This window comes from Caballeronia sp. NCF2, from assembly GCF_023631205.1.
GTDB classification, from domain to species: Bacteria; Pseudomonadota; Gammaproteobacteria; order Burkholderiales; family Burkholderiaceae; genus Caballeronia; species Caballeronia zhejiangensis.
The window spans coordinates 1-22,265 of the sequence record NZ_JALQDN010000067.1 but is presented as its reverse complement, the minus strand read 5'-3'; the positions used below and the strand labels follow the sequence as shown (position 1 = coordinate 22,265).

Annotated in this window: 23 protein-coding genes and 1 pseudogene; 16 read left to right on the top strand and 8 right to left on the bottom strand. The window is 63.0% G+C overall.

The genetic code is table 11. The features are described from left to right. Positions 1 to 37: 37 nt before the first annotated feature. The gene (locus NCS02_RS26790) at positions 38 to 847 is read left to right on the top strand and encodes a DeoR/GlpR family DNA-binding transcription regulator (RefSeq protein WP_008346923.1); all 810 of its coding nucleotides are present in this window, start codon (positions 38 to 40) and stop codon (positions 845 to 847) included. A gap of 270 nt (positions 848 to 1,117) precedes the next feature. Beyond that, entirely contained in the window at positions 1,118 to 2,698 is a 1,581-nt protein-coding gene (locus NCS02_RS26785; RefSeq protein WP_008346921.1) for an isocitrate lyase, read from the top strand. A gap of 72 nt (positions 2,699 to 2,770) precedes the next feature. Here NCS02_RS26785 and NCS02_RS26780 read toward each other — a convergent pair whose 3' ends face one another. After that, on the bottom strand, positions 2,771 to 3,217 hold the full coding sequence (locus NCS02_RS26780; RefSeq protein WP_239295253.1) for an SRPBCC family protein: 447 nt from the start codon (positions 3,215 to 3,217) through the stop codon (positions 2,771 to 2,773). Between NCS02_RS26780 and NCS02_RS26775 the strand changes: the two genes are divergently transcribed. Together NCS02_RS26775 and NCS02_RS26770 are read left to right on the top strand one after the other, a co-directional pair. Continuing rightward, positions 3,207 to 3,683, top strand: coding sequence for a hypothetical protein (locus NCS02_RS26775; protein WP_250520100.1), 477 nt, complete (start codon positions 3,207 to 3,209; stop codon positions 3,681 to 3,683). The two genes, NCS02_RS26780 and NCS02_RS26775, sit on opposite strands and share 11 nt — an antisense overlap. Beyond that, a pseudogene (locus NCS02_RS26770) lies at positions 3,680 to 4,390 on the top strand (GNAT family N-acetyltransferase); the annotation flags it as partial. The gene NCS02_RS26775 and the pseudogene NCS02_RS26770, both read left to right, overlap by 4 nt. Positions 4,391 to 4,426: 36 nt before the next feature. On the opposite strand, the gene NCS02_RS26765 reads toward NCS02_RS26770, so the two are convergent. Together NCS02_RS26765 and NCS02_RS26760 are read right to left on the bottom strand one after the other, a co-directional pair. Further along, positions 4,427 to 4,825: an FKBP-type peptidyl-prolyl cis-trans isomerase gene (locus NCS02_RS26765; RefSeq protein WP_008346914.1), complete on the bottom strand. Its 399-nt coding sequence runs from the start codon at positions 4,823 to 4,825 to the stop codon at positions 4,427 to 4,429. Between the two features lie 50 nt (positions 4,826 to 4,875). Continuing rightward, the gene (locus NCS02_RS26760; RefSeq protein ID WP_175981500.1) at positions 4,876 to 5,172 is read right to left on the bottom strand and encodes a DUF4148 domain-containing protein; all 297 of its coding nucleotides are present in this window, start codon (positions 5,170 to 5,172) and stop codon (positions 4,876 to 4,878) included. Positions 5,173 to 5,410: 238 nt separating this feature from the next. Between NCS02_RS26760 and NCS02_RS26755 the strand changes: the two genes are divergently transcribed. Both NCS02_RS26755 and NCS02_RS26750 read left to right on the top strand, forming a co-directional pair. Then, a complete protein-coding gene (locus NCS02_RS26755; protein WP_250520099.1) occupies positions 5,411 to 6,658 on the top strand; it encodes an MFS transporter in 1,248 nt (415 codons plus the stop codon). Between the two features lie 57 nt (positions 6,659 to 6,715). After that, positions 6,716 to 7,645 (top strand): LysR family transcriptional regulator, encoded by a 930-nt coding sequence (locus NCS02_RS26750; protein WP_008346907.1) that lies wholly within the window; start codon positions 6,716 to 6,718, stop codon positions 7,643 to 7,645. A gap of 46 nt (positions 7,646 to 7,691) precedes the next feature. On the opposite strand, the gene NCS02_RS26745 is transcribed toward NCS02_RS26750, so the two are convergent. Continuing rightward, a complete protein-coding gene (locus tag NCS02_RS26745) occupies positions 7,692 to 8,573 on the bottom strand; it encodes a LysR family transcriptional regulator (RefSeq protein WP_250458238.1) in 882 nt (293 codons plus the stop codon). A 113-nt stretch (positions 8,574 to 8,686) separates the two neighbouring features. Here NCS02_RS26745 and NCS02_RS26740 point away from each other — a divergent pair, with 113 nt between their 5' ends. Continuing rightward, positions 8,687 to 9,886, top strand: a complete 1,200-nt coding sequence (locus tag NCS02_RS26740; RefSeq protein ID WP_175981504.1) for an amidohydrolase family protein — start codon at positions 8,687 to 8,689, stop codon at positions 9,884 to 9,886. Positions 9,887 to 9,889: 3 nt separating this feature from the next. Here the strand turns inward: NCS02_RS26740 and NCS02_RS26735 are convergent, their stop codons facing one another. The 4 genes from NCS02_RS26735 to NCS02_RS26720 all read right to left on the bottom strand — a co-directional run bounded on the left by NCS02_RS26735 (position 9,890) and on the right by NCS02_RS26720 (position 13,323). Next, a complete protein-coding gene (locus NCS02_RS26735; protein WP_008346903.1) occupies positions 9,890 to 10,726 on the bottom strand; it encodes a bifunctional allantoicase/(S)-ureidoglycine aminohydrolase in 837 nt (278 codons plus the stop codon). A gap of 216 nt (positions 10,727 to 10,942) precedes the next feature. Continuing rightward, the gene (locus NCS02_RS26730) at positions 10,943 to 12,283 is read right to left on the bottom strand and encodes an ArsB/NhaD family transporter (protein ID WP_250520098.1); all 1,341 of its coding nucleotides are present in this window, start codon (positions 12,281 to 12,283) and stop codon (positions 10,943 to 10,945) included. Positions 12,284 to 12,301: 18 nt separating this feature from the next. Then, the gene (locus tag NCS02_RS26725) at positions 12,302 to 12,796 is read right to left on the bottom strand and encodes a type 2 periplasmic-binding domain-containing protein (protein WP_250523365.1); all 495 of its coding nucleotides are present in this window, start codon (positions 12,794 to 12,796) and stop codon (positions 12,302 to 12,304) included. Positions 12,797 to 12,804: 8 nt separating this feature from the next. Beyond that, the gene (locus NCS02_RS26720; RefSeq protein WP_250523364.1) at positions 12,805 to 13,323 is read right to left on the bottom strand and encodes a transporter substrate-binding domain-containing protein; all 519 of its coding nucleotides are present in this window, start codon (positions 13,321 to 13,323) and stop codon (positions 12,805 to 12,807) included. A gap of 193 nt (positions 13,324 to 13,516) precedes the next feature. On the opposite strand from NCS02_RS26720, the gene NCS02_RS26715 reads away from it, so the two are divergent. The 9 genes from NCS02_RS26715 to NCS02_RS26675 all read left to right on the top strand — a co-directional run bounded on the left by NCS02_RS26715 (position 13,517) and on the right by NCS02_RS26675 (position 22,245). Next, the gene (locus NCS02_RS26715) at positions 13,517 to 13,918 is read left to right on the top strand and encodes a hypothetical protein (protein WP_008346898.1); all 402 of its coding nucleotides are present in this window, start codon (positions 13,517 to 13,519) and stop codon (positions 13,916 to 13,918) included. Between the two features lie 99 nt (positions 13,919 to 14,017). Then, positions 14,018 to 14,521, top strand: coding sequence for a MaoC family dehydratase (locus tag NCS02_RS26710; protein ID WP_250520097.1), 504 nt, complete (start codon positions 14,018 to 14,020; stop codon positions 14,519 to 14,521). Between the two features lie 174 nt (positions 14,522 to 14,695). Beyond that, on the top strand, positions 14,696 to 16,042 hold the full coding sequence (locus NCS02_RS26705) for an MFS transporter (protein WP_008346894.1): 1,347 nt from the start codon (positions 14,696 to 14,698) through the stop codon (positions 16,040 to 16,042). Continuing rightward, a complete protein-coding gene (locus NCS02_RS26700) occupies positions 16,039 to 17,436 on the top strand; it encodes an MmgE/PrpD family protein (RefSeq protein ID WP_250523363.1) in 1,398 nt (465 codons plus the stop codon). The genes NCS02_RS26705 and NCS02_RS26700 overlap by 4 nt, the downstream gene beginning before the upstream one ends. A gap of 27 nt (positions 17,437 to 17,463) precedes the next feature. After that, the gene (locus tag NCS02_RS26695) at positions 17,464 to 18,648 is read left to right on the top strand and encodes an acyl-CoA dehydrogenase family protein (protein ID WP_008346890.1); all 1,185 of its coding nucleotides are present in this window, start codon (positions 17,464 to 17,466) and stop codon (positions 18,646 to 18,648) included. After that, positions 18,645 to 19,835 carry a CaiB/BaiF CoA transferase family protein gene (locus tag NCS02_RS26690; RefSeq protein WP_008346888.1) on the top strand — a complete coding sequence of 397 codons (1,191 nt, stop codon included), beginning with the start codon at positions 18,645 to 18,647 and terminating at the stop codon, positions 19,833 to 19,835. The genes NCS02_RS26695 and NCS02_RS26690 overlap by 4 nt, the downstream gene beginning before the upstream one ends. A 71-nt stretch (positions 19,836 to 19,906) precedes the next feature. Further along, a complete protein-coding gene (locus tag NCS02_RS26685; RefSeq protein WP_051078976.1) occupies positions 19,907 to 20,656 on the top strand; it encodes a GntR family transcriptional regulator in 750 nt (249 codons plus the stop codon). 19 nt (positions 20,657 to 20,675) lie between these two features. Then, on the top strand, positions 20,676 to 21,470 hold the full coding sequence (locus tag NCS02_RS26680) for an HpcH/HpaI aldolase/citrate lyase family protein (RefSeq protein ID WP_250520095.1): 795 nt from the start codon (positions 20,676 to 20,678) through the stop codon (positions 21,468 to 21,470). 25 nt (positions 21,471 to 21,495) lie between these two features. After that, a complete protein-coding gene (locus tag NCS02_RS26675) occupies positions 21,496 to 22,245 on the top strand; it encodes an electron transfer flavoprotein subunit beta/FixA family protein (protein WP_250523362.1) in 750 nt (249 codons plus the stop codon). Positions 22,246 to 22,265 lie beyond the last annotated feature (20 nt).

Sequence of the window (22,265 nt, the reverse complement as noted above, 5' to 3'; positions counted from 1 at the left end):
GAGCCCGCGCGCCGGGGCGCTTAATGAAGGTTTTCTCATGTCGAGCCAGGCCAAACCCGATGCATCCGATGTCCCGCTGATTCCCGATCAGCGGCGCGAGGCCATGCTGCGCCAGTTGCGCCGGGACAAGGTGCTGTCGGTGCATCAGCTGATGGAATCGTTCAACTGTTCGCACATGACGGTGCGGCGCGATATCGCCGCACTCGAGGAAGCCGGATTCGTCTATACGGTGCCGGGCGGCGTGCGGATCGCGAGTCATCTGAACAGCGAGCCGAGCCATCAGTCGAAGGCGGTCGTCGAACAGCCGCAGAAGCAGGCCATCGCGCGCCGCGCCGCAGAAGGTCTGCGCTCCGGCATGTCGATCTATCTCGATGCCGGCACGACCATGCTGTCGTTCGTGCCGCATATCGTCGAGCTGTCGGACATGACGGTCGTGACCAACGACTTCCAGATCGTGCGCGAACTCGCCAGCGCGACGCATGTGAACGTCATACACATCGGCGGACAGCTCGATCACCGGAACCTGTCGAGCGTCGGCACGCTCGCGGCGGCGACGCTGCGCCAGGTCGTGCTCGACGTCGCGTTCATCTCGGCGAGTTCGTGGGACTTGCGCCGTGGCGTGACCACGCCTTCCGCGCCGAAAGTCGAAGTCAAGCTCGCTGCGATGGAAGCCGCCTCGCGCAACGTGCTCACGGTCGCGAGTTCGAAATACGGCACGGTCGGGCTATACAAGGTAGCGAGTCTCGAAAGCTTCGATCAGGTCATCACCGACGATGGCCTCGCCCCGGCTGCCGCAACGGGCATCCGTCAATCGGGAATCGATCTGGCGCTGGCCGCGGTCGAGTGATCCCGGCGGCTCGCCGCACGCATCCATTTTTCGAAAGCGCGTTTCACATCGCGGGACACGCGCCGCGCGTGCGACGCTTTGACTTTTCGCGGCTTGAAAGCGTGTTTTGCATCGCAAAAACGGTCGGCTATCTCGTTGATATGAAAGGATAAATACTGTCTTGTGTCTTATATAAGACTTGGCTTGCCAGCGAAGAAACGGCGTTACCATGTAGTCATGCGGTTTCGCTTCGACTATTCATCTAACGCGCTTTGTTCTTAGGAGAGTCACATGGCCCAGTATCAAGACGACATCAAGGCAGTTGCCGGTTTGAAAGAGAATCACGGCAGCGCGTGGAGTGCCATCAATCCCGAATATGCCGCGCGCATGCGTGCGCAGAACAAGTTCAAGACGGGCCTCGACATCGCGAAGTACACGGCGAAAATCATGCGTGCCGACATGGCCGCCTACGACGCCGACCCGTCGAAGTACACGCAGTCGCTCGGTTGCTGGCACGGATTCATCGGCCAGCAGAAGATGATCTCCATCAAGAAGCACTTCAACAGCACCGAGCGCCGTTACCTTTATCTGTCCGGCTGGATGGTCGCCGCGCTGCGCTCCGAGTTCGGTCCGCTGCCGGATCAGTCGATGCACGAAAAAACCTCGGTCAGCGCGCTGATCCGCGAGTTGTACACGTTCCTGCGCCAGGCCGACGCGCGTGAGCTCGGCGGCCTGTTCCGTCAGCTCGATGCGGCCGAAGGCGCTGCCAAGGCCGCCATTCAGGAAAAGATCGACAACCACGTGACGCACGTCGTGCCGATCATCGCCGACATCGACGCGGGTTTCGGCAACGCGGAAGCGACGTACCTGCTTGCCAAGCAGTTCATCGAAGCGGGCGCGTGCTGCATCCAGATCGAAAATCAGGTGTCCGACGAGAAGCAGTGCGGTCACCAGGACGGGAAAGTCACCGTGCCGCACGAGGATTTCCTCGCCAAGATTCGCGCGATCCGTTACGCGTTCCTGGAACTCGGTGTCGACGACGGCATCATCGTGGCGCGTACCGATTCGCTCGGCGCGGGCCTCACCAAGCAGATTGCCGTGACGCGCACACCGGGCGACCTGGGCGATCAATACAATTCGTTCCTCGATTGCGAAGAACTGACGGCGGACGAACTGGGCAATGGCGACGTCATCATCAAGCGCGACGGCAAGCTGCTGCGTCCCAAGCGCCTGCCGAGCAACCTGTTCCAGTTCCGTGCCGGCTCGGGCGAGGCGCGCTGCGTGCTGGATTGCGTCACCGCGCTGCAGAACGGCGCCGACCTGCTGTGGATCGAAACCGAGAAACCGCATATCGCGCAGATCGGCGGCATGGTCAGCGAGATCCGCAAGGTCATTCCGAACGCCAAGCTGGTGTACAACAACAGCCCGTCGTTCAACTGGACGCTGAACTTCCGCCAGCAGGCGTACGACGCGATGAAGGCCGCGGGCAAGGATGTTTCGGCCTACGACCGCGCCCAGTTGATGAGCGTGGAATACGATCAGACCGAACTCGCGCAGCTCGCCGATGAAAAGATCCGCACCTTCCAGGCCGACGCGTCGCGCGAAGCGGGCATCTTCCATCATCTGATCACGCTGCCGACGTATCACACGGCCGCGCTGTCTACCGACAATCTCGCCAAGGAATACTTCGGCGACCAGGGCATGCTGGGTTATGTGGCGGGCGTGCAGCGCAAGGAAATCCGTCAGGGCATCGCGTGCGTGAAGCACCAGAACATGTCCGGCTCGGACATCGGCGACGATCACAAGGAGTATTTCAGCGGCGAAGCGGCTTTGAAGGCGGCGGGGAAAGACAACACGATGAACCAGTTCTGATCGCGCTCGTACTTCACGCGAAATGACAAATGGCCCGATCGGCTTGCGCTGATCGGGCCATATTTGCGTTCATCAAGACCTACCGGGGAACGCGCCGCGCTGAATCAGGAATTCGTCCAGTTGCTCGAACGTTTCGGGCATTGCTTCGTCCATTCCCTCGATGGCGACGTCGAGCGCTTCCTTCGACGGATACAGCTCGTGCATCACGAGCAGCGTCTTGCCATCCTTCTCTTCGAGGGTCACGGTCGTGACGGCGCCATCGTCGCTTTCCTCGTTGGTCCAGACGAGGCGCGCATCCGGAACCACGTCGAGGTATCTGCCGAAGAACGCCATGGGCGCCGATGCCTCTGGATGAGCGAACGCCAGCCGATAGCGCCCGCCGACACGCACGTCCTGTTCGCACGAGAGCAGGGTCGCACCGCTCGACTTCGGCACCCACCATTGCCTGAAAAGCTCGGGCGTGGTCCACGCTTCGAACACGAGCCGCGGCGGCGCGTCGAAGATGCGCGTGATGACCATCTCGCGCTCGGACTTGCGCTCCGATGCGGTGCGGTTGCTCGTGCGGTTGTTCGTGCGGGCGGGCTCATTTTCTCTGCTTGCGACCATCACGTTTCTCCTTGCGTTTGAGTTCCTCGATGACCGTGTCCAGCGCGTCGAAACGTTCATGCTTTCATGCACTGTCGATGCTCCGGCCGTTCGCCGCCACGAATGCGATGGTGAATTGTGCGCCACCTTCTTCGCGATTGACAGCCGCGATCCGCGCGCCGAATCCGTCGACGATGGGCGACGTGATCGCGAGCCCGAGGCCGGGTCCGTGTCCGCGCGGCTTGGTCGTGACGAGGGCTCGAACAGAAGCGCGAAGTTTTACGAAGGCGAGGTTCGCGGCACGCGCCGCATTCGGAAATTTCAGAATCGCTCGATTTTCGATGGCCGAGCTTTTAGACTGCGAGTTGCCCTTTCACGCAACGGAGCGCTTCACGCATGACGAGAACCAACGAATATCAGCAGCCGATCGGCGAAGCGGTAACGGACTGGAAAACGCGTGAGCGCCCGGCGCGCATCGGCATCGACGGCAGGCATTGCCGCATCGAGCCGCTCGACGTGGATCGCCACGCGGCCGATCTCTTCGATGCCTACGGTCGGGCGCCGGACGGCAGCGACTGGACTTATCTTTTCGTCGGGCCGTTCGCGGATTTCGAAACCTTTCGCGACTATCTGGCGAAAGCCGCCGCGTCCGCCGATCCGCTGCATTACACGGTCATCGATTCGGCGAGCGGCAAGGCGGTCGGCACGCTCGCGCTGATGCGGATCGAGCCTGTGCATGGCGTCATCGAAATGGGCAGCGTCACGTTCTCGCCCCTGCTCAAGCAGACGCGCATATCGACGGAAGCGCAATATCTGCTGATGCGCTATGTTTTCGACGATTTGGGCTACAGGCGCTACGAATGGAAGTGCGACAGCCTGAACGCGCCTTCGCGCAAGACGGCGCTTCGGCTCGGCTTCGAGTTCGAAGGCATCTTCAGGCAGGCGATCGTCTACAAGGGACGCAATCGCGATACGGCGTGGTACGCGATCATCGATAAGGATTGGCCGCGCATCCGGCGCGGCTTCGAACGCTGGCTCGCCGACGATAACTTCGACGCGAACGGCAGGCAGCGTGCATCGCTCGCGCAATTGCGGGACGAGGCGGCTTAGAAAGCGCATCGTCCGCGATTGCGCGTGCTTCGATTACTTCTTGATCTCGAGCAGTTCGACTTCGAACGTCAGGTCGCTGTTCGGCGGAATCGTGCCGACGCCGCGGCTGCCGTAGGCGGTTGCGGCCGGGCAGGTCAGCTTCGCCTTGCCGCCGACCTTGATCTTCTGCACGCCTTGCGTCCAGCACGGAATCACGCGGTTGAGCGGGAAGGTCGCGGGGCCGCCGTGCTTGCTCGAGCTGTCGAATTCGGTGCCGTCGGCGAGCGTGCCGCGATAGTTGACGCTCACGGTGTCGTCGGCGGTGGGTTGCGCGCCGGTGCCTTGCTTGAGGTGCTCGACGACGACACCCGACGGCAGCTTCTCGGTGGTGTTGGCGGCGAACGCGGTGGTTGCGATGGCGGATGCGGCGAGCAGAGCGATGACTGATTTCATGCGATAACCTCGTTGAACGGAAGGGCCATTATATCGACAGCCCTTTGGCCTCAATTCGTCCGCGCCTCCGGGCATTCCGTCCGGTACCAGATATCGACCTGACGCTGCGCCGCATGCAGATCGTCGGGATAGTACGGGTCGAAAAATTTCGACGGATCGTAGCCCGCTCGTTCGAGCGCGGCCAGTTCGCTCAGATTGCGCTCGCGCGTCAGCGGCGCGTGGTTTCTGAGCGCGGTGAGATCGCGGCATTGCGCAGCGCTCAGATTCGGCGCGCCTGGCTGCGAGCCGCCTGCGGCACAACCGGCGAGCGCAATGGCGAGCGCCGGGATCATCGATAGTGTTTTCATGTTGCGTTTTCCTCCGGTTCGGGGCGTCTATCGGAAGTATCCCTAGTTGAGCGGAAATCCGCTCGAACTGCTTCGCGCAGCCCGGCGAGCGCTGCAGCCGCGCCATTGTTTGCGAATCGCGAATGACGCATTCGGCGGTTCGCCCGTTCTTTTCGAAGCGCGTCTGAGTCACCCTCTGTTGCGTCGACGATGCCGCATTTCAACCACGCGGCGCGCGATTCTGACTCAGGAGACAAAGATGACCTCGAACCGGTGGGATACGTCCTACGAATGGAAAGCCGTGACGCTGCTTGCGCTCGGATTCGCCCTTGTCGGCCTCGATCGATGGCTGATCGCGCCGCTCTTTCCGGCAATGATGAAGGACCTGCATCTCACCGCGCAGGATGTCGGCAACTGCATCGGCATACTGGGGCTGTCGTGGGGCGTGTTCGCCGCGCTGATGGGCGGCATCTCCGACAAGATCGGACGTCGCAAAGTGCTGATTCCCGCGATCATCGCGTTTTCGCTGCTATCCGGAATTTCGGGCGTCGCGGGCGGCCTCGCCAGCCTGCTCGCGGTGCGCTCGCTGATGGGCGTCGCCGAAGGCTCGTTCTGTCCGACGAGTTTCGCCGCGACCGCCGACGCCTCGCATCCGAAGCGGCGCGGCTTCAATCTCGGGCTGCAGCAAAGCGGATTCGCACTCTTCGGGCTTGCGCTTTCGCCGATCATCGCGACGCAACTGCTCAACGTCGTGTCGTGGCGCTGGGTGTTCGCGCTCGTGTCCATTCCCGGCTTGATACTCGGCGTGCTGATGTTCTTCGTGATTCGCGAACCGGCGTCGGCGCCTGCGCAACAGCAGGCCGCGAAGGGCAACTGGCGCGACGTGCTGAAGAGCCGCAACATTCCCGTCGCGATGGTCGCGCTCTTCTGCGCGATGACGGGCGTCTTCGTGCTCGGCGCGATGCTGCCGCTTTACCTCACCGACTATCTCGCGCTCGACACGCAGCGCATGGGCATCGTCGTATCGGCGATTGGCTTTGGCGGATTCGTCGGCCAGTTCGCGTTGCCGGGACTCTCCGATCTCGTCGGACGGCGGCTTGCGAGCATCGCCGGTTTCGCGGGCACGGCCGTCATGCTGTACGTGTTTCGGGGCGTCGGGGCGCAGCCGCTCGTTCTGTTCATCGTGCTGTTCGTGGCGTCGTTCTTCACGCTCGGCCTCGTTTCGCTGCTGTCCGGGCCGGTCGCGACGGAAGCGGCGCCGATCGGCATGGTGTCGACGGCGATCGGGATCGTCGTCGGCGCGGGCGAGATCTTCGGCGGCGGCGTGGCGCCCGCGATCGCGGGTTTCGTCGCTACACGATTCGGAATCCAGAATATTCTCTGGCTCCCGATTTGCGCGGTGATTCTGGGCATCGGCGTGAGCCTGCTGCTCGAAGAGACCGCGCCCGCCCGCGTGCGCGGAAAAGCGCGCGGCGTGGGGCTCGTCGGAGGCGAGCAGCCCGAGTAAGCGCATACGCGCGCTGCGGATACACTGACATGCTGGACACGCTCGAAAGGGACCAGCATGGATCGTTTTCTCAGCATAGAGGCCTTCGTGCGCGTGGCGGAGACCAGCAGCTTCGCGGAAGCGGCGCGGCAGCTCGGCGTCGCCAGTTCGGTCGTCACCACGCGCATTCAGCAGTTGGAGAAATTCCTCAATGTGCCGCTGTTTCATCGCAGCACGCGGCACGTCAGGCTATCCGATGTCGGCGAGGCGTTCTATCGGGACTGCGCGGAAGTGGTGGGGCGCGTCAACGAACTGACCGACCAGATGCGCGAGTTGCGCGCGACACCGACCGGGCGGCTGCGCATTCAGATGTTGCCGGGCTTCGCGCTGGGTCACTTCGGCGCATCGCTGGCCGAATTCAATCGACGGTATCCCGGCATCCAGCTCGACGTGATCGTCAACGACCGTGTCGTCGATCCGATCGAAGAGGGCTTCGACGTCGCGTTCCAGATCTTTCCGGCGATCTCCGAATCGCTGATCGAGCGGCGTCTCTTCACCGTCCGGCGGCTCTTTTGCGCCGCGCCTTCCTACGTGAACGAACATGGCGCGCCCCGGCATCCGCGCGAACTGCTCGATCACAGGACGGCGCTTTACTCGGGCTATCCGTCGCGCAATCGCTGGACGATGACGCGCGGCAGCGAGGTCGTCGAAATAGAACTGCCGGGCATCGTGCGTTCGAATTCGGTGCACTTGCTGCACGACTACGCGCTGACGGGCGGCGGCGTGGTGTGCCTGCCGACGCTCGTCGCGAGCGCGTCGCTGCTCAATGGCTCGCTCGTGCCGATTCTGCCGGACTACGCGCTCTCTCCAATGAACTTCGCAGCCGTCTATCCCGCGACGCAGCGGCAAGGGCTCAAGGTGAAAGCGCTGGTCGAATTTCTCGCCGAGCGGCTGGGTCCGGAGCCGGCGTGGGACGTGCCGCTCATCGAACGAGGATGGGTTAGTTAGCCATGCAACTAACTGTCCTTTCGCGCACGTCCCTTGAACAACGCGCTCAACGACGCTGCGGCCCGAACATGCGCGACAAGGCCCGCGCGAGTTCCTTCACAACGGCATCGGCAGTCGGGCGATGCAGCAGCGCGATATCCATCGTCTCGATGGCGGGCAAGCCGCTCTTCGCTGTCAGCACGACGTGATCCGGCGATACGGCGCGCGCCGGAAGCAGGCTGATGCCCAGACCATCGGCGACGGCCGCCTGGATGCCGCTCAGACTCGAACAGATGAACGCGAGCCGCCAGCGTCGGCCGATGCTTTCGATCGCATGGGTCATGTCGTCGCGATACAGCCCGCGCGGCGGAAACGCGACGAGCGGAATCGGATCGAGTTGAATCGACGGATTCGTCGCGCTGTCGATCCATCGCAATTGCTCGGGCCATGTCGCGACGGCTTCGCGGCTATTGCGCCGCTGCTTCACGAGGACGAGATCGAGATCGCCGCGATCGTAGCTGTTGCTCAGATCGCGGACCAGTCCGCTCGTCACTTCGAGCTTCACTTGCGGATGCTTGCGATTGAAGGCCGCGAGCATGTGCGTCGTCGGTCCGCCGACGAAGTCTTCCGGCACGCCGAGCCGGACCGTCACGCCGACGTTCGCGCCCGATAGCGCCTCGATCATTTCGTCGTTGAGCGCGAGCATGCGGCGCGCGTAGGCGAGCAAGGTTTCACCGGCGTCGGTCGGGCGAACATCGCCGCTGCCGCGTTCGAGCAGCTTGTGCCCCGCCATGTCCTCGAGCCGGCGCACCTTCTGGCTGATCGTCGATTGCGTCGAATGAAGCCGCGCGGATGCGGCGGTGAAGGTGCCGCAATCGGCCACCATGACGATGGCCTTCAGCAAGTCGAGGTCGAACAGCGGCGTGCGTGCGTTGGGAAGGTGTTTCATCGACCCGATGGATCTTCGAATGGGACATCGACTTCTATCACGCGCGAAGGGCGCTGGCAATCGCGTGATAGTGTTCCGGTAGGGCAGTGCGTCCGCTTACCGATATCGCCGACATGACTCGTTCTCTCTATCTCTGCAATGTCCGCCTGGCCGATGGCCAACGGGTTTCCGTATCCATCGTCGATGGCCGTATCGACGCGCTCGGCGCAGATGCCGCCGCCCCACGCGATGCGCAGATCGAAGACGGCGGCGGCGCGTTGCTGCTGCCGGGCTTCGTCGAAGGTCATACGCATGTCGATAAGAGCAACTGGGGGCGTCCGTGGTATCGCAACGAAGTCGGCCCGCTGCTCACCGATCGCATCGGCAACGAACGCGAATGGCGCAGGACATCGGGACACGATGCGGCCGCGCAATCGCTCGCGCTGTCGCGTGCATTCGTGGCTGCGGGCACGACGCGTCTGCGCACGCACGTCGATATCGACACCGACGCACGCCTGCGCCATCTCGAAGGCGTACTCGCAACACGGCAGACGATGCGCGATACGCTCGACATGCAGATCGTCGCGTTTCCGCAGTCGGGCATGCTGATTCGTCCGGGCACCGTCGAGCTGCTCGGCGAAGCGCTCGCAGAAGGCGCCGATGTGCTCGGCGCGCTCGATCCCGCGTTGATCGACGGCGATCCGGTCGCATCGTTGAACGCGACCTTGGCGCTCGCGCAACGCTATCGCAAGCCGATCGACATCCATCTGCACGAACCGGGCGAGATCGGCGCGTTCACGCTGAAACTGCTGCTGGATCGCGTGCAAGCGTCGGGCATGCAGGGACAGGTCGTCGTCAGTCACGGCTTTTGTCTTGGCGCGCTGCCGGAGCGCGAGCGCGATGTGCTGCTCGATCGCATCGCTGATTTGCGCGTGGCGCTGCTGACGAGCGCGCCGCCTTCGTGCACGGTGCCGCCGCTCAAGCTATGCCGCGAGAAGGGCATCACGATGTTCGGCGGCAACGACGGCATCCGCGATACATGGACGCCGTACGGCGTGCCCGACATGCTCGAACGCGCGATGCTGATCGGCATGCGCTACGACTTGCGGCGCGACGACGATCTCACGATCGCGTTCGATTGCGTGAGCGATGCGGCAGCGCGCGGCTGCGGTTTCGCGGACTACGGCCTGCGCGTGGGCGCGCGCGCGGATCTCGTGCTCGTCGATGCCGAGACCGTCGCCCATGCGGTCGTGACGCGGCCCGTGCGCAAGCTCGTCGTTGCGAACGGACGTATCGTCGCGCGCGACGGCGTGCTGACGCCGCCTCGCGCATGACGCTCAACGCGGTGCGTTGAGCGTCAGCTTCATATGGCGGTTCACGTCCTTGTACAGCAGATAGCGGAAGCGGCTCGGTCCGCCCGCATAACAGGCTTGCGGACAGAATGCGCGCAGCCACATGAAGTCGCCGGCTTCGACTTCGACCCAGTCCTGATTCAGCCGATACACCGCCTTGCCTTCGAGCACATACAGGCCGTGCTCCATCACGTGCGTTTCTGCGAACGGAATCACGCCGCCCGGCTGGAACGTAACGATGTTGACGTGCATGTCGTGACGCATGTCGCTGGTATCGACGAAACGCGTCGTCACCCAGCGGCCTTCGGTGCCCGGCATCGGAATCGGCTCGATGTCCTGCTCGTTCGTGACGAACGCTTCGGGAAGCGGCACGCCATCGACGGCTTCATAGTGCTTGCGAACCCAGTGAAAACGCGCCGCATCCTTATGACGATTGCGCAACTGCCAGTTCGTGCCGGGCGGAATGAACGCATACCCGCCTGTCTTCAGAACATGCAAGGTGCCTTGCAAAGTCAGTTCGATCTCGCCTTCGACGACGAACAGCACGCCTTCGGCATTCGGGTCCTGTTCGGGCTTTTCGCTGCCGCCGCCCGGCGCCACTTCCATGATGTATTGCGAGAACGTCTCGGCGAATCCGGTAAGCGGACGCGCGAGCACCCAGAGACGCGTCTTGTCCCAGAACGGCAGATGACTCGTGACGATATCGCGCATCACGCCTTTGGGAATGACGGCATACGCTTCAGTGAACATCGCGCGATCGGTGAGCAGCTCGGTCTGCGATGGATGACCGCCGTGCGGCGCGTAGTACGTGTTGCTTGACATACGAAAGTCTCCGTTAGGTTCACGCCGTCGTCGTGATTTCGACGCCTTGGTCGTCCGGCTTTCCCGGACGCTAATGACAGGCGCGACGAGTTTACCCGGCAGAACACATACAAAATATCGGAGATGCGCGCTATCGACAAATTAAATGTTCGAATGCAGGGTATCCATTTCCTGAATGGGCCGGCGAACGATTCTTTATGCAGACGCTTACGAAGATCAGCGAAGAACATGCCCGAGCACGATCACATAGACCGCCGTGATCGCAAGCTGACATAAGGTGAACGGCAATCCATAGCGCAGAAAGCGCCCGAAGCTGACCGGCGCGCCTTCCTGCGCGCAGATTCCCGCTGCCACGATGTTCGCCGCCGAGCCGACGAGCGTCGCGTTGCCGCCGAGCGTCGCGCCGTACATCATGCCGATGAAGACCGGAATCACCGCGTCGGGCCACTGCGTGAACTGGTCGGAGAGCGCGGCCTCCGGCACGAATTCCGCCGTGACGAGATAGCCCTTGACCATCACGATCGACGCAGCCGCGACCGGCACGTTCGCGAGCACGGAAGAGAGCAGGCCGATGCCGCCGATCATCGCGAGCGCGACGAGCGTGAGTCGCGTGCCGAACACTTCATACAGCTTGAGCGACATGACTTGCAGCAGTCCCGTCTTGGCCATGCCCTGCACGAGACAGAAAATGCAGGTGAGGAACAGCAGCGTCTTCCAGTCGACGTCGCGCAGCACGCGATCGGTCGGCTCGACCCTGAACGCATACGCGACGAGCAGCGCGAGCGCACTCGCGATCACGGCGACGACGGGTGGCACGATGCGCGTCGGCAACTCTTCGCCGAGCACGAAGAGGACCATCATCAGCGCGAGCACGACGACGGCGAGCGCCGCGTACACGGGCCGCTTGAGCTTCGTTCCCGTGCTGCGCGGCGGTAGCGGCGTGACGCTGCGCCAGATGCCGCGCATGAGGATCGGCAAGAGCGGAATCACGACGATGATCGCGAGCAGACCACCGAGGCTCGCGCGCCGCAGATACTCGCCGAAGCTCATGCCGATCGAACTGCCGACGAGAAACGTCGCCGGATCGCCGACGAGCGTCAGCAGGCCGGCGGCGTTGCTGAGCAGGGCGGTGAGGATCAGCGGCGGCACGATATCGAGTTCGAGCGCGCGCGCGACGCGAACGATGATCGGCGCGAGCAGGATCACCGTCGTCGCGTTGGGAAGCAAGGCGCATAGCGGCGCGACGATCACGATCAAGAGAAGCAGGAAGCGTTTGCCGCTGCCCGCCGTCGCGCGCAGATAGTATTCGCCGACGAGATCGAAGAGACCCGTCGTCGAAAGAATCCGCGCGACGATCATGCCGCCGAACAGCAGGCTGATCGGTCCTGCCGCGGTGCGCGCGGTCGCGATCAGATCCTGCTCGTCGATGATGCCGAGCGCGATCAGCACGCTTGCACCGACGAGCGCGGCGACGGCCATGTCGATCAGATCGAAGGCGATCACGAGGATCACCGCCGAGAACACGCCGACTACGAGATAGATTTGCCAATCGCTCATGATGGGCTCGCGCGGGCGCTATTGCATCGGCGGCGCGTACATCAGGCCGCCGCGTCGGTAGAGTTCGTTCAGTCCGCGTTCGAGTTTGAGCGGACTTCCGGTGCCGAGATTGCGGTCGAACATTTCTCCGTAATTGCCGGCGCTTTTCAGCGCACGAATCGTCCAGCCGGGGTCGATGCCGAGCGTCGCGGTGACGCTCGCATCCGGCACGAGCGCGCGGGCCACGATCGGATCGCGGACGCGCTCCGCTTCGTTGCTCCGCGTCACGCCGACTTCTTCGGCGGTGATGAGCGTGAAGAGCACCCAGCGGACGATAACGAGCCAGCGGTCATCGTCGCCGCGCACGGCGGGCGCGTGCGGCTGCTTCGAGATTCGCTCGGTCAGGATCGTCATGGACGACGGGCCGCCCGGCGCGCGGCTGCGCAGCGTGGCGAGCAGGGAGGTATCGGCGGTCACGGCGCCGCATCGGCCGGAGACGAACGCGTGCTCCAGTTCCGTCACCGAGCCGAGCACGAGCGGCTTCAGGTCGAGCGCGTTCGCATTCGAATAGCCGGCGAGATTGCTTTCGCTCGTGGTCTCGCGTTGCCCCTGAGCGACGCGAGCGTGCGAATGCCGCTCTTCGCCGGCACCATGAACGCCTGAGCGTCATAGAACAGCACGCCCGCGAACTGCACGGCAAGCGTGCCTTCGCGCAGCAGCGTCCAGGTCGTGTTGCGCGCGAGCAGATCGACGCGGCCCGTCCTGAGCGCCGGAAAACGCGCGGACGTCCTGAGTGGAACGAAGGCGACCTTGTTCGCGTCGCCGAGCGTCGCGGCGGCCACCGCGCGGCAGAAGTCCGCGTCGATGCCCGACCAGTGCCCGGACGCATCCTGCTGTGAAAAGCCCGCGATGCCGTCGCTGACGCCGCATCGCAGAACGCCGCGCGCCTTGACTTGCGCGAGCGTGTCCGATCCCGCCGCGAGGACGGGCGCGCCCGATGTCAGCAGCGCGAGCAGCACGGCGCCGACGATCGCGATGAATCTCCCCGATGCGTTTGCCATCGTCTTCTCTTGTTGAAGACTTCCGTTCACGGCGTATTGCCACGCAGTTCATGCTCGAAAAGCGAGCGTGTGATATTGCTTGTTTCTACCCGTTCGAAGAGACACGTGACAATAAGGTTGTAGACGAAAACGGATTCAGTTCAAGCGGTCATTTACCGGATACTGTTGCCCCGCCAGGGGCTGGGAGAATTCGATGCGCGCCTTCGTCTCGCTGCCGGTTCTTGCGTTGCCGATCCTTCTCGCCGCGTGCAACACGCCGCCGATTCCGCCGGGCAAATCGGTGGACATACCCACGGCGCTCCAGAACGTCCTCGATGGCGTGTGCAACTTCCGGAAGACGCAGGCCGAGCGCAAGCAGAACTACGGCGTGGCGATCGATTCGATCACCGTCGAACTCGATCTGACCGTCGATGGCGCGCAGACTCCGCCCGTCGCCGTCGCGCCCGATATCAAGTTCATCCCGACCGTCAGTTACGGGCACATCATCACGGCGAACACGGGAAGCAGGCTGCTCGTATCGCTGAAGAATCTCGATGGCGCGAAAGGCGCCGACATGCAGTGCCCGCCGCCGCCGCCCGCCAGCCCCGCTAAGTAAGCGAGGGTTTACCGCAATCCATTCCTGCTTGACGTCGGCTGCGCTGCGCCTGATACTTTGTCCGTACAAAGTGATGTTTAAGACAGGAGGCATGACGCAATGCATTCGGACAGAGTAGGCAAGCAGCGATATCGGGCGAGTTACGGCCGTTATCTGGAGGATTTCACAGTCGGCGATATATACGAGCATCGCCCGGGCCGCACGATCACAGACGCGGACAACATTCAGTTCTCGCTGCTGACGATGAACTTTCATCCGATGCACTGCGACGCGCATCACGCCTCGAAGAGCGAGTTCGGCAAGCTTCTCGTGAGCAGCGGCCTCACGGTCGCGATCGTGCTCGGCATGTCGGTGAACGACGTGAGCGGCAAGGCCATCGCCAATCTCGGCTGGAAGGAAATTCGCCTGACGGGCCCTGTTTTTGCGGGCGATACGCTTTATGCGGAGTCGGAAGTGCTCGAAGTGCGCGAATCGAAATCGCGCCCGACGCAGGGCATCGTCACGGTGCACACGCGCGCGTTCAATCAGGACGGCAAGCCCGTCATGGATTTCGTCCGTACCGCGCTGATCGCCAAGCGCGGCCACGGCACCGCCGAAGACTGACCGCACATATCGCCGGCGTTGTCGCGCGCCGGCGTCCCGTTTCCGTTTCGCATACAAGACCGTTCGATTGCATCGATGCATCGGCGCACGGCGGCGAGACGGTTCATCGTCACAGTACTGGAGACAACTGTGAGTCATTACGTTAGCTCGGGCGCCCGGCTGGACCGGCTGCCGATGTCGCGTTTTCACTGGAAGATTCTGGGCCTCATCAGCGCGGGCGCGTGCCTCGACGCGTTCGACGTCTATCTCGCGGGCGGCGTATCCGCCGCGATGCTCAAGGCGGGTTTCTCGACGATGCAGCTCAACGCATTGTTCGTGTCGTCGGGCTTTTTCGGCATGGTGATCGGCGCGGGCTTGTCCGGCTATCTCGGCGATCGCTTCGGACGCCGCTCGTCGTATCAGTTCAATCTCGCGCTCTTCGGTTTGATGTCCTTCGTCGCCGCGTTCGCACCGAATATCCAGTGGCTGATCGGCGCGCGCTTCGTCATGGGCATCGGGCTGGGCGCGGAGCTGGTCGTCGCGGCGGGCACGTTGTGCGAGTTCATTCCGCCCGCGTATCGCGGACGCTGGATTTCGCTGCTCGGTCTCATCGTCAATTCGGGTCTCGTGCTCGCGACGAGTGTCGGTTACGTGGTGATTCCGCATCTCGGCTGGCGCTGGATGTTCGGCATCGCGGGCATCGGCGCGGTGATCGTATGGGCGCTGCGTCATCGCATGCCGGAATCGCCGCGCTGGCTCGAATCGGTCGGACGCACGCAGGAAGCCGAGGACACCGTGAGCGCGATCGAAGCGGAAGTCGCGCATCAGAAGGGACCGCTGCCCGACTGTGCGCGCACGCAGAATCTCGAAGTGCCGCGCGCGCCGCTGTCGGCGCTGTTTCGCCGCGGCATGATCGGACGCACGCTGACGGCCGCATTGACGGCGATCGCGGTGAACGTCGCGGTGTACGGCTTCGTCGCGTGGCTGCCGACGTTCTTCGTCCACGAAGGGCGCGATATTGTCACGTCGCTCGGCTTCACGACGCTGATGTCGTTCGGCGCACCGTTCGGCGCAGTGCTCGGCTACCTCACCGCCGACCGCCTCGGACGCGCGAAAGGTCTCGTGTTCTATAGCGTCATCGCGATCGTGCTGGGCTTCGTCTATCCGCAGATGACGGCCAACGCGGCGATCGCCATCGTCGGCTTCACGCTCGTCAGTTGCATCTTCGGCATTGTCACGCTGGGTCTCTTCGGCTACGTGCCCGAGCTCTTTCCGACCGCGCTGCGCCTGCGCGGCACCGGCGTGGCGGGCGTGTGCGGACGTATCGCGTCGATGCTCACGTCGTATGCCGCCGTGATCCTGTATGCGCAACTCGGGCTGTTCGGCGTGCTCGGCATGGTCGCGGGCGTTCTGATCCTGCTCGTGATCGCCGTGCTGAGTCTCGGCGTGGATGCGAACCAGTTCTCGCTGGAAGAAGTCTCGCCCGATGAAGAAGCCAACGCAGACGATCTGCCGCTCAACCATCAGGGAGCCACGCGATGAACGCACGCAACGACATGCAGCAGGCGCAAACCGTATCGCAACGCCTTGCATCGTTTTCGACGCATCTGCAATTGAGCGACGTGCCGCAAAGCGTGCGCGAGCGCGCGAAGCATCTGATTCTCGACAGCATCGGCCTGGCTTATGCGACCTTGAAACTGCCGTACGCGACCTCGACGCTCGCCGCGATGCAGGAGCTCGGCAGCGGCGAAGCGACGGTGTTCGGCCACACGCAGAAGCTCGCATTGCGCGATGCGATGCTGCTCAACGGCCTTCTGATTCACAGCCTCGACTTCGACGACACGCATGCACGCGGCGTGATCCACTCGACGGCGAGCGCGTTTCCGGTCGCGTTCAATCTCGCCGAGCGCGAGAACGCGAGCGGCGCGGATCTGCTCACCGCGTATCTCTGCGCGATGGAAGTATCGACGCGCGTCGGCTCGGCGGCGAAGAGCGGCTTTCACAACGCGGGCTTTCACCCGACGGGACTCGTCGGCGCATTCGGATGCGCGCTCGGCGCGGCGCGTCTTCTGGGTCTGCCGGTCGAAGCGGCGCAGCATGCGCAAGGCATCGTGCTGTCGATGGCATCGGGCAATCTCGAGTTCCTGCAGGACGGCGCGTGGACCAAGCGTCTGCATCCGGGATGGGCGGCGGTAGCGGGCGCGACTTCGGCGACGCTCGCGAAGCATGGTTATATCGGTCCGGGCGCGGCCTATGAAGGACGCTTCGGCCTCTATGCGCTTTACATGAAGACGCCGCTCGAAGCGGGCGATATCGATATCGCAACGGCGGGCCTCGGCGAGACATGGGAGATCGAGGCCGTTGCGTTGAAGCCGATTCCCGCGTGTCACTTCACGCATGCTTCGTCGGATGCGGCCATCGCGCTTCATCGCGCACATGGTTTGCAAGCCGACGACATCGAGCGTGTGATCGTGCGCGTGCCCGGCCCGACGATTCCCATCGTGTGCGAGCCGGTCGCGCCGAAGCAAAAGCCGTCGAACAGCTATGACGCGCAGTTCAGCATTCCGTACATCGTCGCGACGGGGTTGTTGCGCGGCCGCTTCACGCTCGACGATCTCGAAGCCGAAGCGCTCGCCGATGAAACCGTGCGCGCCGTCGCGGCCCGCGTCACGCACGAAGCGGATCAGGACTCGACGTTTCCGCGTCACTACACCGGCGAAGTGATCGTCCATACGCGGGACGGCCGCACGCTGACGCATCGCGAGTCGATCAATCGCGGCTCGTCGGACAGGCCGCTCACGAATGAGGACATCGTCGCGAAGTTCTTCGACAACGCGCAGCGCAACGTATCGCGCGATGCCGCCGAGCGCATCTGCGAAGCGGTGCTCTCGCTCGACACGCGACCGGCGCGCACGCTTGCGCAAGCGCTCGCATAAGACGTACACACGAATACAGGAGAAGCAATGGCCACCATCGACGCCGATCAACAGCAGGACATGAGCAATTACGAAGAGAACGAGACGCTCATTCTCGACATGCTCGACCGCTTCCTCAAGACGGAAGTGAAACCCTACGTGCACGAACTCGATGCGAAGGACGAGTATCCGCACGAGATCGTCGAGAAGATGAAGGACATGGGACTCTTCGGCTGCCTGATCTCGCCCGAGTACGGCGGCCTCGGTCTCACGACTTCGACGTACGCGAAGATCGTCGATCGCATTTCCGCGGTATGGATGTCGGTGAGCGGCATCATCAATTCGCATCTCATCATGGCGATGACGATCCAGCGCAACGGCACCGAAGCGCAGAAGCGCGAGTTCCTGCCGCGCATGGCGACGGGCGAGTTGCGCGGCGGCATCGGCCTGACCGAACCGGATTGCGGCACGGACCTTCAGGCGATCCGCACGGTCGCGAGGCGCGACGGCGATCACTATGTCGTCAACGGCAGCAAGACGTGGATCACGAACAGCAAGTACGGCAACATCCTCGCGCTGCTCGTGAAGACCGATCCGGAAGCGCAGCCGCGTCACAAGGGCATGAGCCTTCTGATCGTCGAGAAGGGACCGGGCTTCGAAGTGAGCCGTCAGTTGCAAAAGCTCGGCTATAAGGGCATCGATACGTGCGAGCTTACGTTCACCGATTTTCGCGTGCCGGTGTCGAGCGTGATCGGCGGGCAGGAAGGGCTCGGCCTCAAGCAGATTCTGAGCGGGCTGGAGCTGGGCCGCATCAATGTCGCCGCGCGCGGGGTCGGTGTTGCGCAAGCCGCGCTCGATGAAGCGGTCGCGTATTCGCAGCAGCGCAAGACCTTCGGCAAGCCGATCTGCGAGCATCAGGCGATTGCGCTCAAGCTCGGCGAAATGGCGACGCGCGTGGAAGCCGCGCGCCTTCTGACGGACTCGGCCGCGCGCGCATACGACAAAGGTCTGCGCTGCGACATGGAAGCGGGCATGGCGAAGTACTTCGCAACCGAAGCGGCTGTCGAGAACAGCATGGAAGCAATGCGCATTCATGGCGCGTATGGCTATTCGAAGGAATACAACGTCGAGCGGCTGTATCGCGATGCGCCGCTTCTGACCATCGGCGAAGGCACCAACGAGATGCAACGCCTGATCATCGCCAAGATGCTGATTGCGAGGAACCCTGCATGAGCCTGCCTCTTTCCGGCGTACGCATCGTCGCCATAGAACAATACGGCGCGGGTCCGTTCGCGACCCAACATCTCGCCGATCTCGGCGCGGAAGTCATCAAGATCGAAAACTTCCGCGAAGGCGGCGATGTGGGCCGCAACGTGGGACCGCATTTTTTCGGCGAAGGCGATAGCCACTTCTTCGAAGCGTTCAATCGCAACAAGTGCAGTCTGACGCTCGATCTGAAGAAGCCCGAAGGGCGCGACGTGCTGCTCGATCTCGTCAAGTCGAGCGATGCCGTCTTCAACAATCTTCGCGGCGATCTGCCCGTGAAGCTGGGTCTCACTTACGATCAGTTGAAGGACGCGAATCCGGCTATCGTATGCGCGCATTTGTCGGCATATGGACGCACCGGCAGCCGCGCATCGTGGCCCGGCTACGACTATCTGATGCAGGCGGAAGCGGGTTATCTCTCGGTCACTGGCGAGCCGGACAGTCCGCCGGCGCGCTTCGGTCTGTCGATCATCGATCTGATGACGGGCACCACCGCCGCGATGGCGCTGCTCGCGGGTCTCGTGCAGGCGCGCACGACGGGCATCGGCCGCGACATGGACACGAGTCTCTTCGATGTCGCGCTGCATAACCTCGCGTATGTCGGCACTTGGTATCTGAACGGCGGCACGGTGACAGGACGGGACCGGCGCTCCGCGCATCCGTCGCTGACGCCGAGCCAGCTGTACAAGACGAAGGACGGCTGGATCTTCCTGATGTGCAACAAGGAAAAGTTCTGGGGCGTGCTGGCGGAGATACTCGACAAGCCTTCGTGGATCACCGATGAACGCTTCTGCAATTTCAAGGCGCGGCTCGCGAATCGCGATCTCGTCGAACAGGAACTCGATGCGGCGCTTTCGCGCGCGACGACCGCCGAATGGCTCGCACGTCTGGGCGGACGGGTGCCCGCCGCGCCGGTGTACGACATCAAGCAGGCGCTCGACAATCCGTTCGTCGCGGAGCGGCAAGGCGTGACCGAAGCGGAGCATCCGCGCTTCGGCAAGGTGCGCAACGTGGCGGCGCCGGTTCGCGTGAACGAGACCTTGCCCGCGCGTTCGGCGCCCGAACTGGGACAGGACAACGCGAGGCTTTTCGCCGAACTCGGTTACGATGCTGGTCGGATCGCCCGGTTGCGCGAGAGCGGTGCGGTGCAATGACGATGCTCGCACCGGATGATGTCGCGCGACAGGCGGATCCCTCCGTCAATCCTTCATCGTGCGTGCAAAAGATGGTCAACGTGCTCGGTCAGCAGCCGCGCTATCTGCAATTGGCGCAGACGCTCATCAACGAAATACAGAGCGGGCGCTTTCCGGTGGGCTCCACCATTCCCACCGAATTCGAACTCTGCGAGCAGTTCGGCGCGAGCCGCTCGACCGTGCGCGAGGCAGTCAAGCAGCTCGTGCAGCTCGGCATGGTCGTGCGGCAGGCGGGCATCGGCACGACCGTCAAGGCCGTGAATTCGGAAGGCAGCTATCGGCAGGTCATGCAGCAGTTGAGCGACCTGCATCGCTATTCCGCCGATACCGCGCTCGAGGTCCTGAAGAAAGAGACCGTCGAAGTGAGCGATGCGTCGCTCTGCAAGATGTTGCAGGCGAAGCCCGGCGAAACGTGGTTGCGTCTCGAAGGCATTCGTCGTTCGCCGGAGAGCGTCGATCCGATCTGTCATACCGAGGTCTATATCCAGCCGGCGTTTCGTTCGCTGACAGGCATCGAGGATGATCCACACACGCCGATCTTCACGATGATCGAGCGTCAGTTCGGCGAACAGATCGCGCGCGTGGAGCAGGAGATTCGCGCGGTGGCGCTGCCCGCGAACATCGCGCGTCTCGTCAACGCGAAGGCGCGTTCGCCCGCGCTATGGCTGTCGCGCCGCTACTTCAACAAGCGCGGCGAGATCGTCGAAGCGGCGGTCAGCATTCATCCCGCCGACCGCTTCAGTTATTCGGAGACGTTCCAGCGCGGCTGGAGCGGCACCTGACGCATTCGAGGAAATCCGCATGATTGCACGCAGTTTTTTGTTCGTTCCGGGCGATCGTCCGGAACGGTTCGACAAGGCATTGGCGACGCACGCGCATCGCGTGGTCATCGATCTGGAAGATGCCGTGGCCGTCGATGCCAAGGCGCAAGCTCGCGCGCAGATCGCGCATTGGTTACGTGAGACGCATGAGCGCGTCGTGATTCGCGTCAACGCTTTCGGTACGCCATGGCACGAAGAAGACGTCGCGATGATTCGCGCGGCGAACGTGCGCGCCGTGATGGTGCCGAAGGCCGAAGATGCGGCGCAACTCGCGGATATCGCGGCACGTTGCGCCGATGAGGTCGAGTTGATCGCGCTGGTTGAGAGCGTTGCGGGCGTGGTGCGTATGCGCGAGATCGCGCAATGCGGGCGCGTTGCGCGGCTCGCGTTCGGCTCGTTCGATTTCGGCGTGGACGCGGGCATCGACGGCACCGGGCGCGAACTGGACTACGTGCGTTCGCAGTTTGTCATCGAGTCGCGGTTTGCGGGCCTGCCGCCGCCGATCGATGGCGTAACGCTCGCGACGAGCGACCTCGACGCGATCAACGCCGACGTGCTCGATGCGCGCCGCTTCGGTTTCGGCGGCAAGCTATGCATTCATCCGAAGCAGGTGGACGCCGTGAATGACGGCTTCGCACCGAGCGCCGCCGAACGCGAATGGGCGGCACGCGTGCTCGCTGCGCTGGAAGCGAATCCGCGCGGCGCGATCTCGGTGGACGGGAAACTGGTCGACAAGCCGATCGTCGATCGTGCGCGAAGAATTCAAGCCGCGTGAACGCGGTTCAACGGAGAGCAAGCGAATGAAGGTATTGGTTCCAGTGAAGCGCGTCGTCGATTACAACGTGAAGGTCCGCGTGAAATCGGATAACACGGGTGTCGATATCGCCAACGTGAAGATGTCGATGAACCCGTTCGATGAAATCGCTGTTGAGGAAGCGGTGCGATTGAAGGAAGCGGGCGTCGCTACGGAAGTGATCGCTGTGTCGTGTGGTGTTACGCAATGTCAGGAGACGTTGCGGACGGCGTTGGCTATCGGTGCGGATCGCGCTGTGCTGATCGAAAGCGCAGAGGAATTGCAGCCGTTGGCGGTGGCGAAGCTGTTGAAGGCATTGGTCGATCAGGAGAAGCCTGAACTCGTGATCCTCGGCAAGCAGGCTATCGATGACGATTCGAATCAGACCGGTCAGATGCTTGCTGCATTGACGGGTTTGCCGCAAGCGACGTTCGCATCGAAGGTCGTTATCGCCGATGGTAAAGCGACTGTATCGCGTGAGGTCGATGGCGGCGCCGAGACGCTTTTGTTGAAGCTGCCCGCAGTAATCACGACAGACCTGCGTCTGAACGAGCCGCGCTATGTGACGCTGCCCAACATCATGAAGGCGAAGAAGAAGCCTATAAGCACGATGACGCCTGCCGATCTTGACGTCGATGTTACGCCGCGTCTGAAGACGCTGAAAGTCGTCGAGCCGCCGAAGCGCAGCGCGGGCATCACGGTGCCCGACGTGAAGACGCTGGTCGAAAAACTGAAAACCGAAGCGAAGGTGATCTGAACATGACGATTCTCGTAATT

Excerpts from the sequence above, each read along its gene's own strand:
- NCS02_RS26680 (WP_250520095.1), top strand. The coding sequence starts at position 20,676 with ATGATTGCACGCAGTTTTTTGTTCGTTCCGGGCGATCGTCCGGAACGG.
- NCS02_RS26675 (WP_250523362.1), top strand. The coding sequence starts at position 21,496 with ATGAAGGTATTGGTTCCAGTGAAGCGCGTCGTCGATTACAACGTGAAG.
- NCS02_RS26715 (WP_008346898.1), top strand. The coding sequence starts at position 13,517 with ATGCGCGCCTTCGTCTCGCTGCCGGTTCTTGCGTTGCCGATCCTTCTC.
- NCS02_RS26720 (WP_250523364.1), bottom strand. The coding sequence starts at position 13,323 with ATGGCAAACGCATCGGGGAGATTCATCGCGATCGTCGGCGCCGTGCTG.
- NCS02_RS26750 (WP_008346907.1), top strand. The coding sequence starts at position 6,716 with ATGGATCGTTTTCTCAGCATAGAGGCCTTCGTGCGCGTGGCGGAGACC.
- NCS02_RS26745 (WP_250458238.1), bottom strand. The coding sequence starts at position 8,573 with ATGAAACACCTTCCCAACGCACGCACGCCGCTGTTCGACCTCGACTTG.
- NCS02_RS26740 (WP_175981504.1), top strand. The coding sequence starts at position 8,687 with ATGACTCGTTCTCTCTATCTCTGCAATGTCCGCCTGGCCGATGGCCAA.
- NCS02_RS26710 (WP_250520097.1), top strand. The coding sequence starts at position 14,018 with ATGCATTCGGACAGAGTAGGCAAGCAGCGATATCGGGCGAGTTACGGC.
- NCS02_RS26765 (WP_008346914.1), bottom strand. The coding sequence starts at position 4,825 with ATGAAATCAGTCATCGCTCTGCTCGCCGCATCCGCCATCGCAACCACC.
- NCS02_RS26780 (WP_239295253.1), bottom strand. The coding sequence starts at position 3,217 with ATGGTCATCACGCGCATCTTCGACGCGCCGCCGCGGCTCGTGTTCGAA.
- NCS02_RS26735 (WP_008346903.1), bottom strand. The coding sequence starts at position 10,726 with ATGTCAAGCAACACGTACTACGCGCCGCACGGCGGTCATCCATCGCAG.
- NCS02_RS26755 (WP_250520099.1), top strand. The coding sequence starts at position 5,411 with ATGACCTCGAACCGGTGGGATACGTCCTACGAATGGAAAGCCGTGACG.
- NCS02_RS26685 (WP_051078976.1), top strand. The coding sequence starts at position 19,907 with ATGGTCAACGTGCTCGGTCAGCAGCCGCGCTATCTGCAATTGGCGCAG.
- NCS02_RS26790 (WP_008346923.1), top strand. The coding sequence starts at position 38 with ATGTCGAGCCAGGCCAAACCCGATGCATCCGATGTCCCGCTGATTCCC.
- NCS02_RS26700 (WP_250523363.1), top strand. The coding sequence starts at position 16,039 with ATGAACGCACGCAACGACATGCAGCAGGCGCAAACCGTATCGCAACGC.
- NCS02_RS26690 (WP_008346888.1), top strand. The coding sequence starts at position 18,645 with ATGAGCCTGCCTCTTTCCGGCGTACGCATCGTCGCCATAGAACAATAC.
- NCS02_RS26695 (WP_008346890.1), top strand. The coding sequence starts at position 17,464 with ATGGCCACCATCGACGCCGATCAACAGCAGGACATGAGCAATTACGAA.
- NCS02_RS26760 (WP_175981500.1), bottom strand. The coding sequence starts at position 5,172 with ATGAAAACACTATCGATGATCCCGGCGCTCGCCATTGCGCTCGCCGGT.
- NCS02_RS26705 (WP_008346894.1), top strand. The coding sequence starts at position 14,696 with ATGTCGCGTTTTCACTGGAAGATTCTGGGCCTCATCAGCGCGGGCGCG.
- NCS02_RS26730 (WP_250520098.1), bottom strand. The coding sequence starts at position 12,283 with ATGAGCGATTGGCAAATCTATCTCGTAGTCGGCGTGTTCTCGGCGGTG.
- NCS02_RS26785 (WP_008346921.1), top strand. The coding sequence starts at position 1,118 with ATGGCCCAGTATCAAGACGACATCAAGGCAGTTGCCGGTTTGAAAGAG.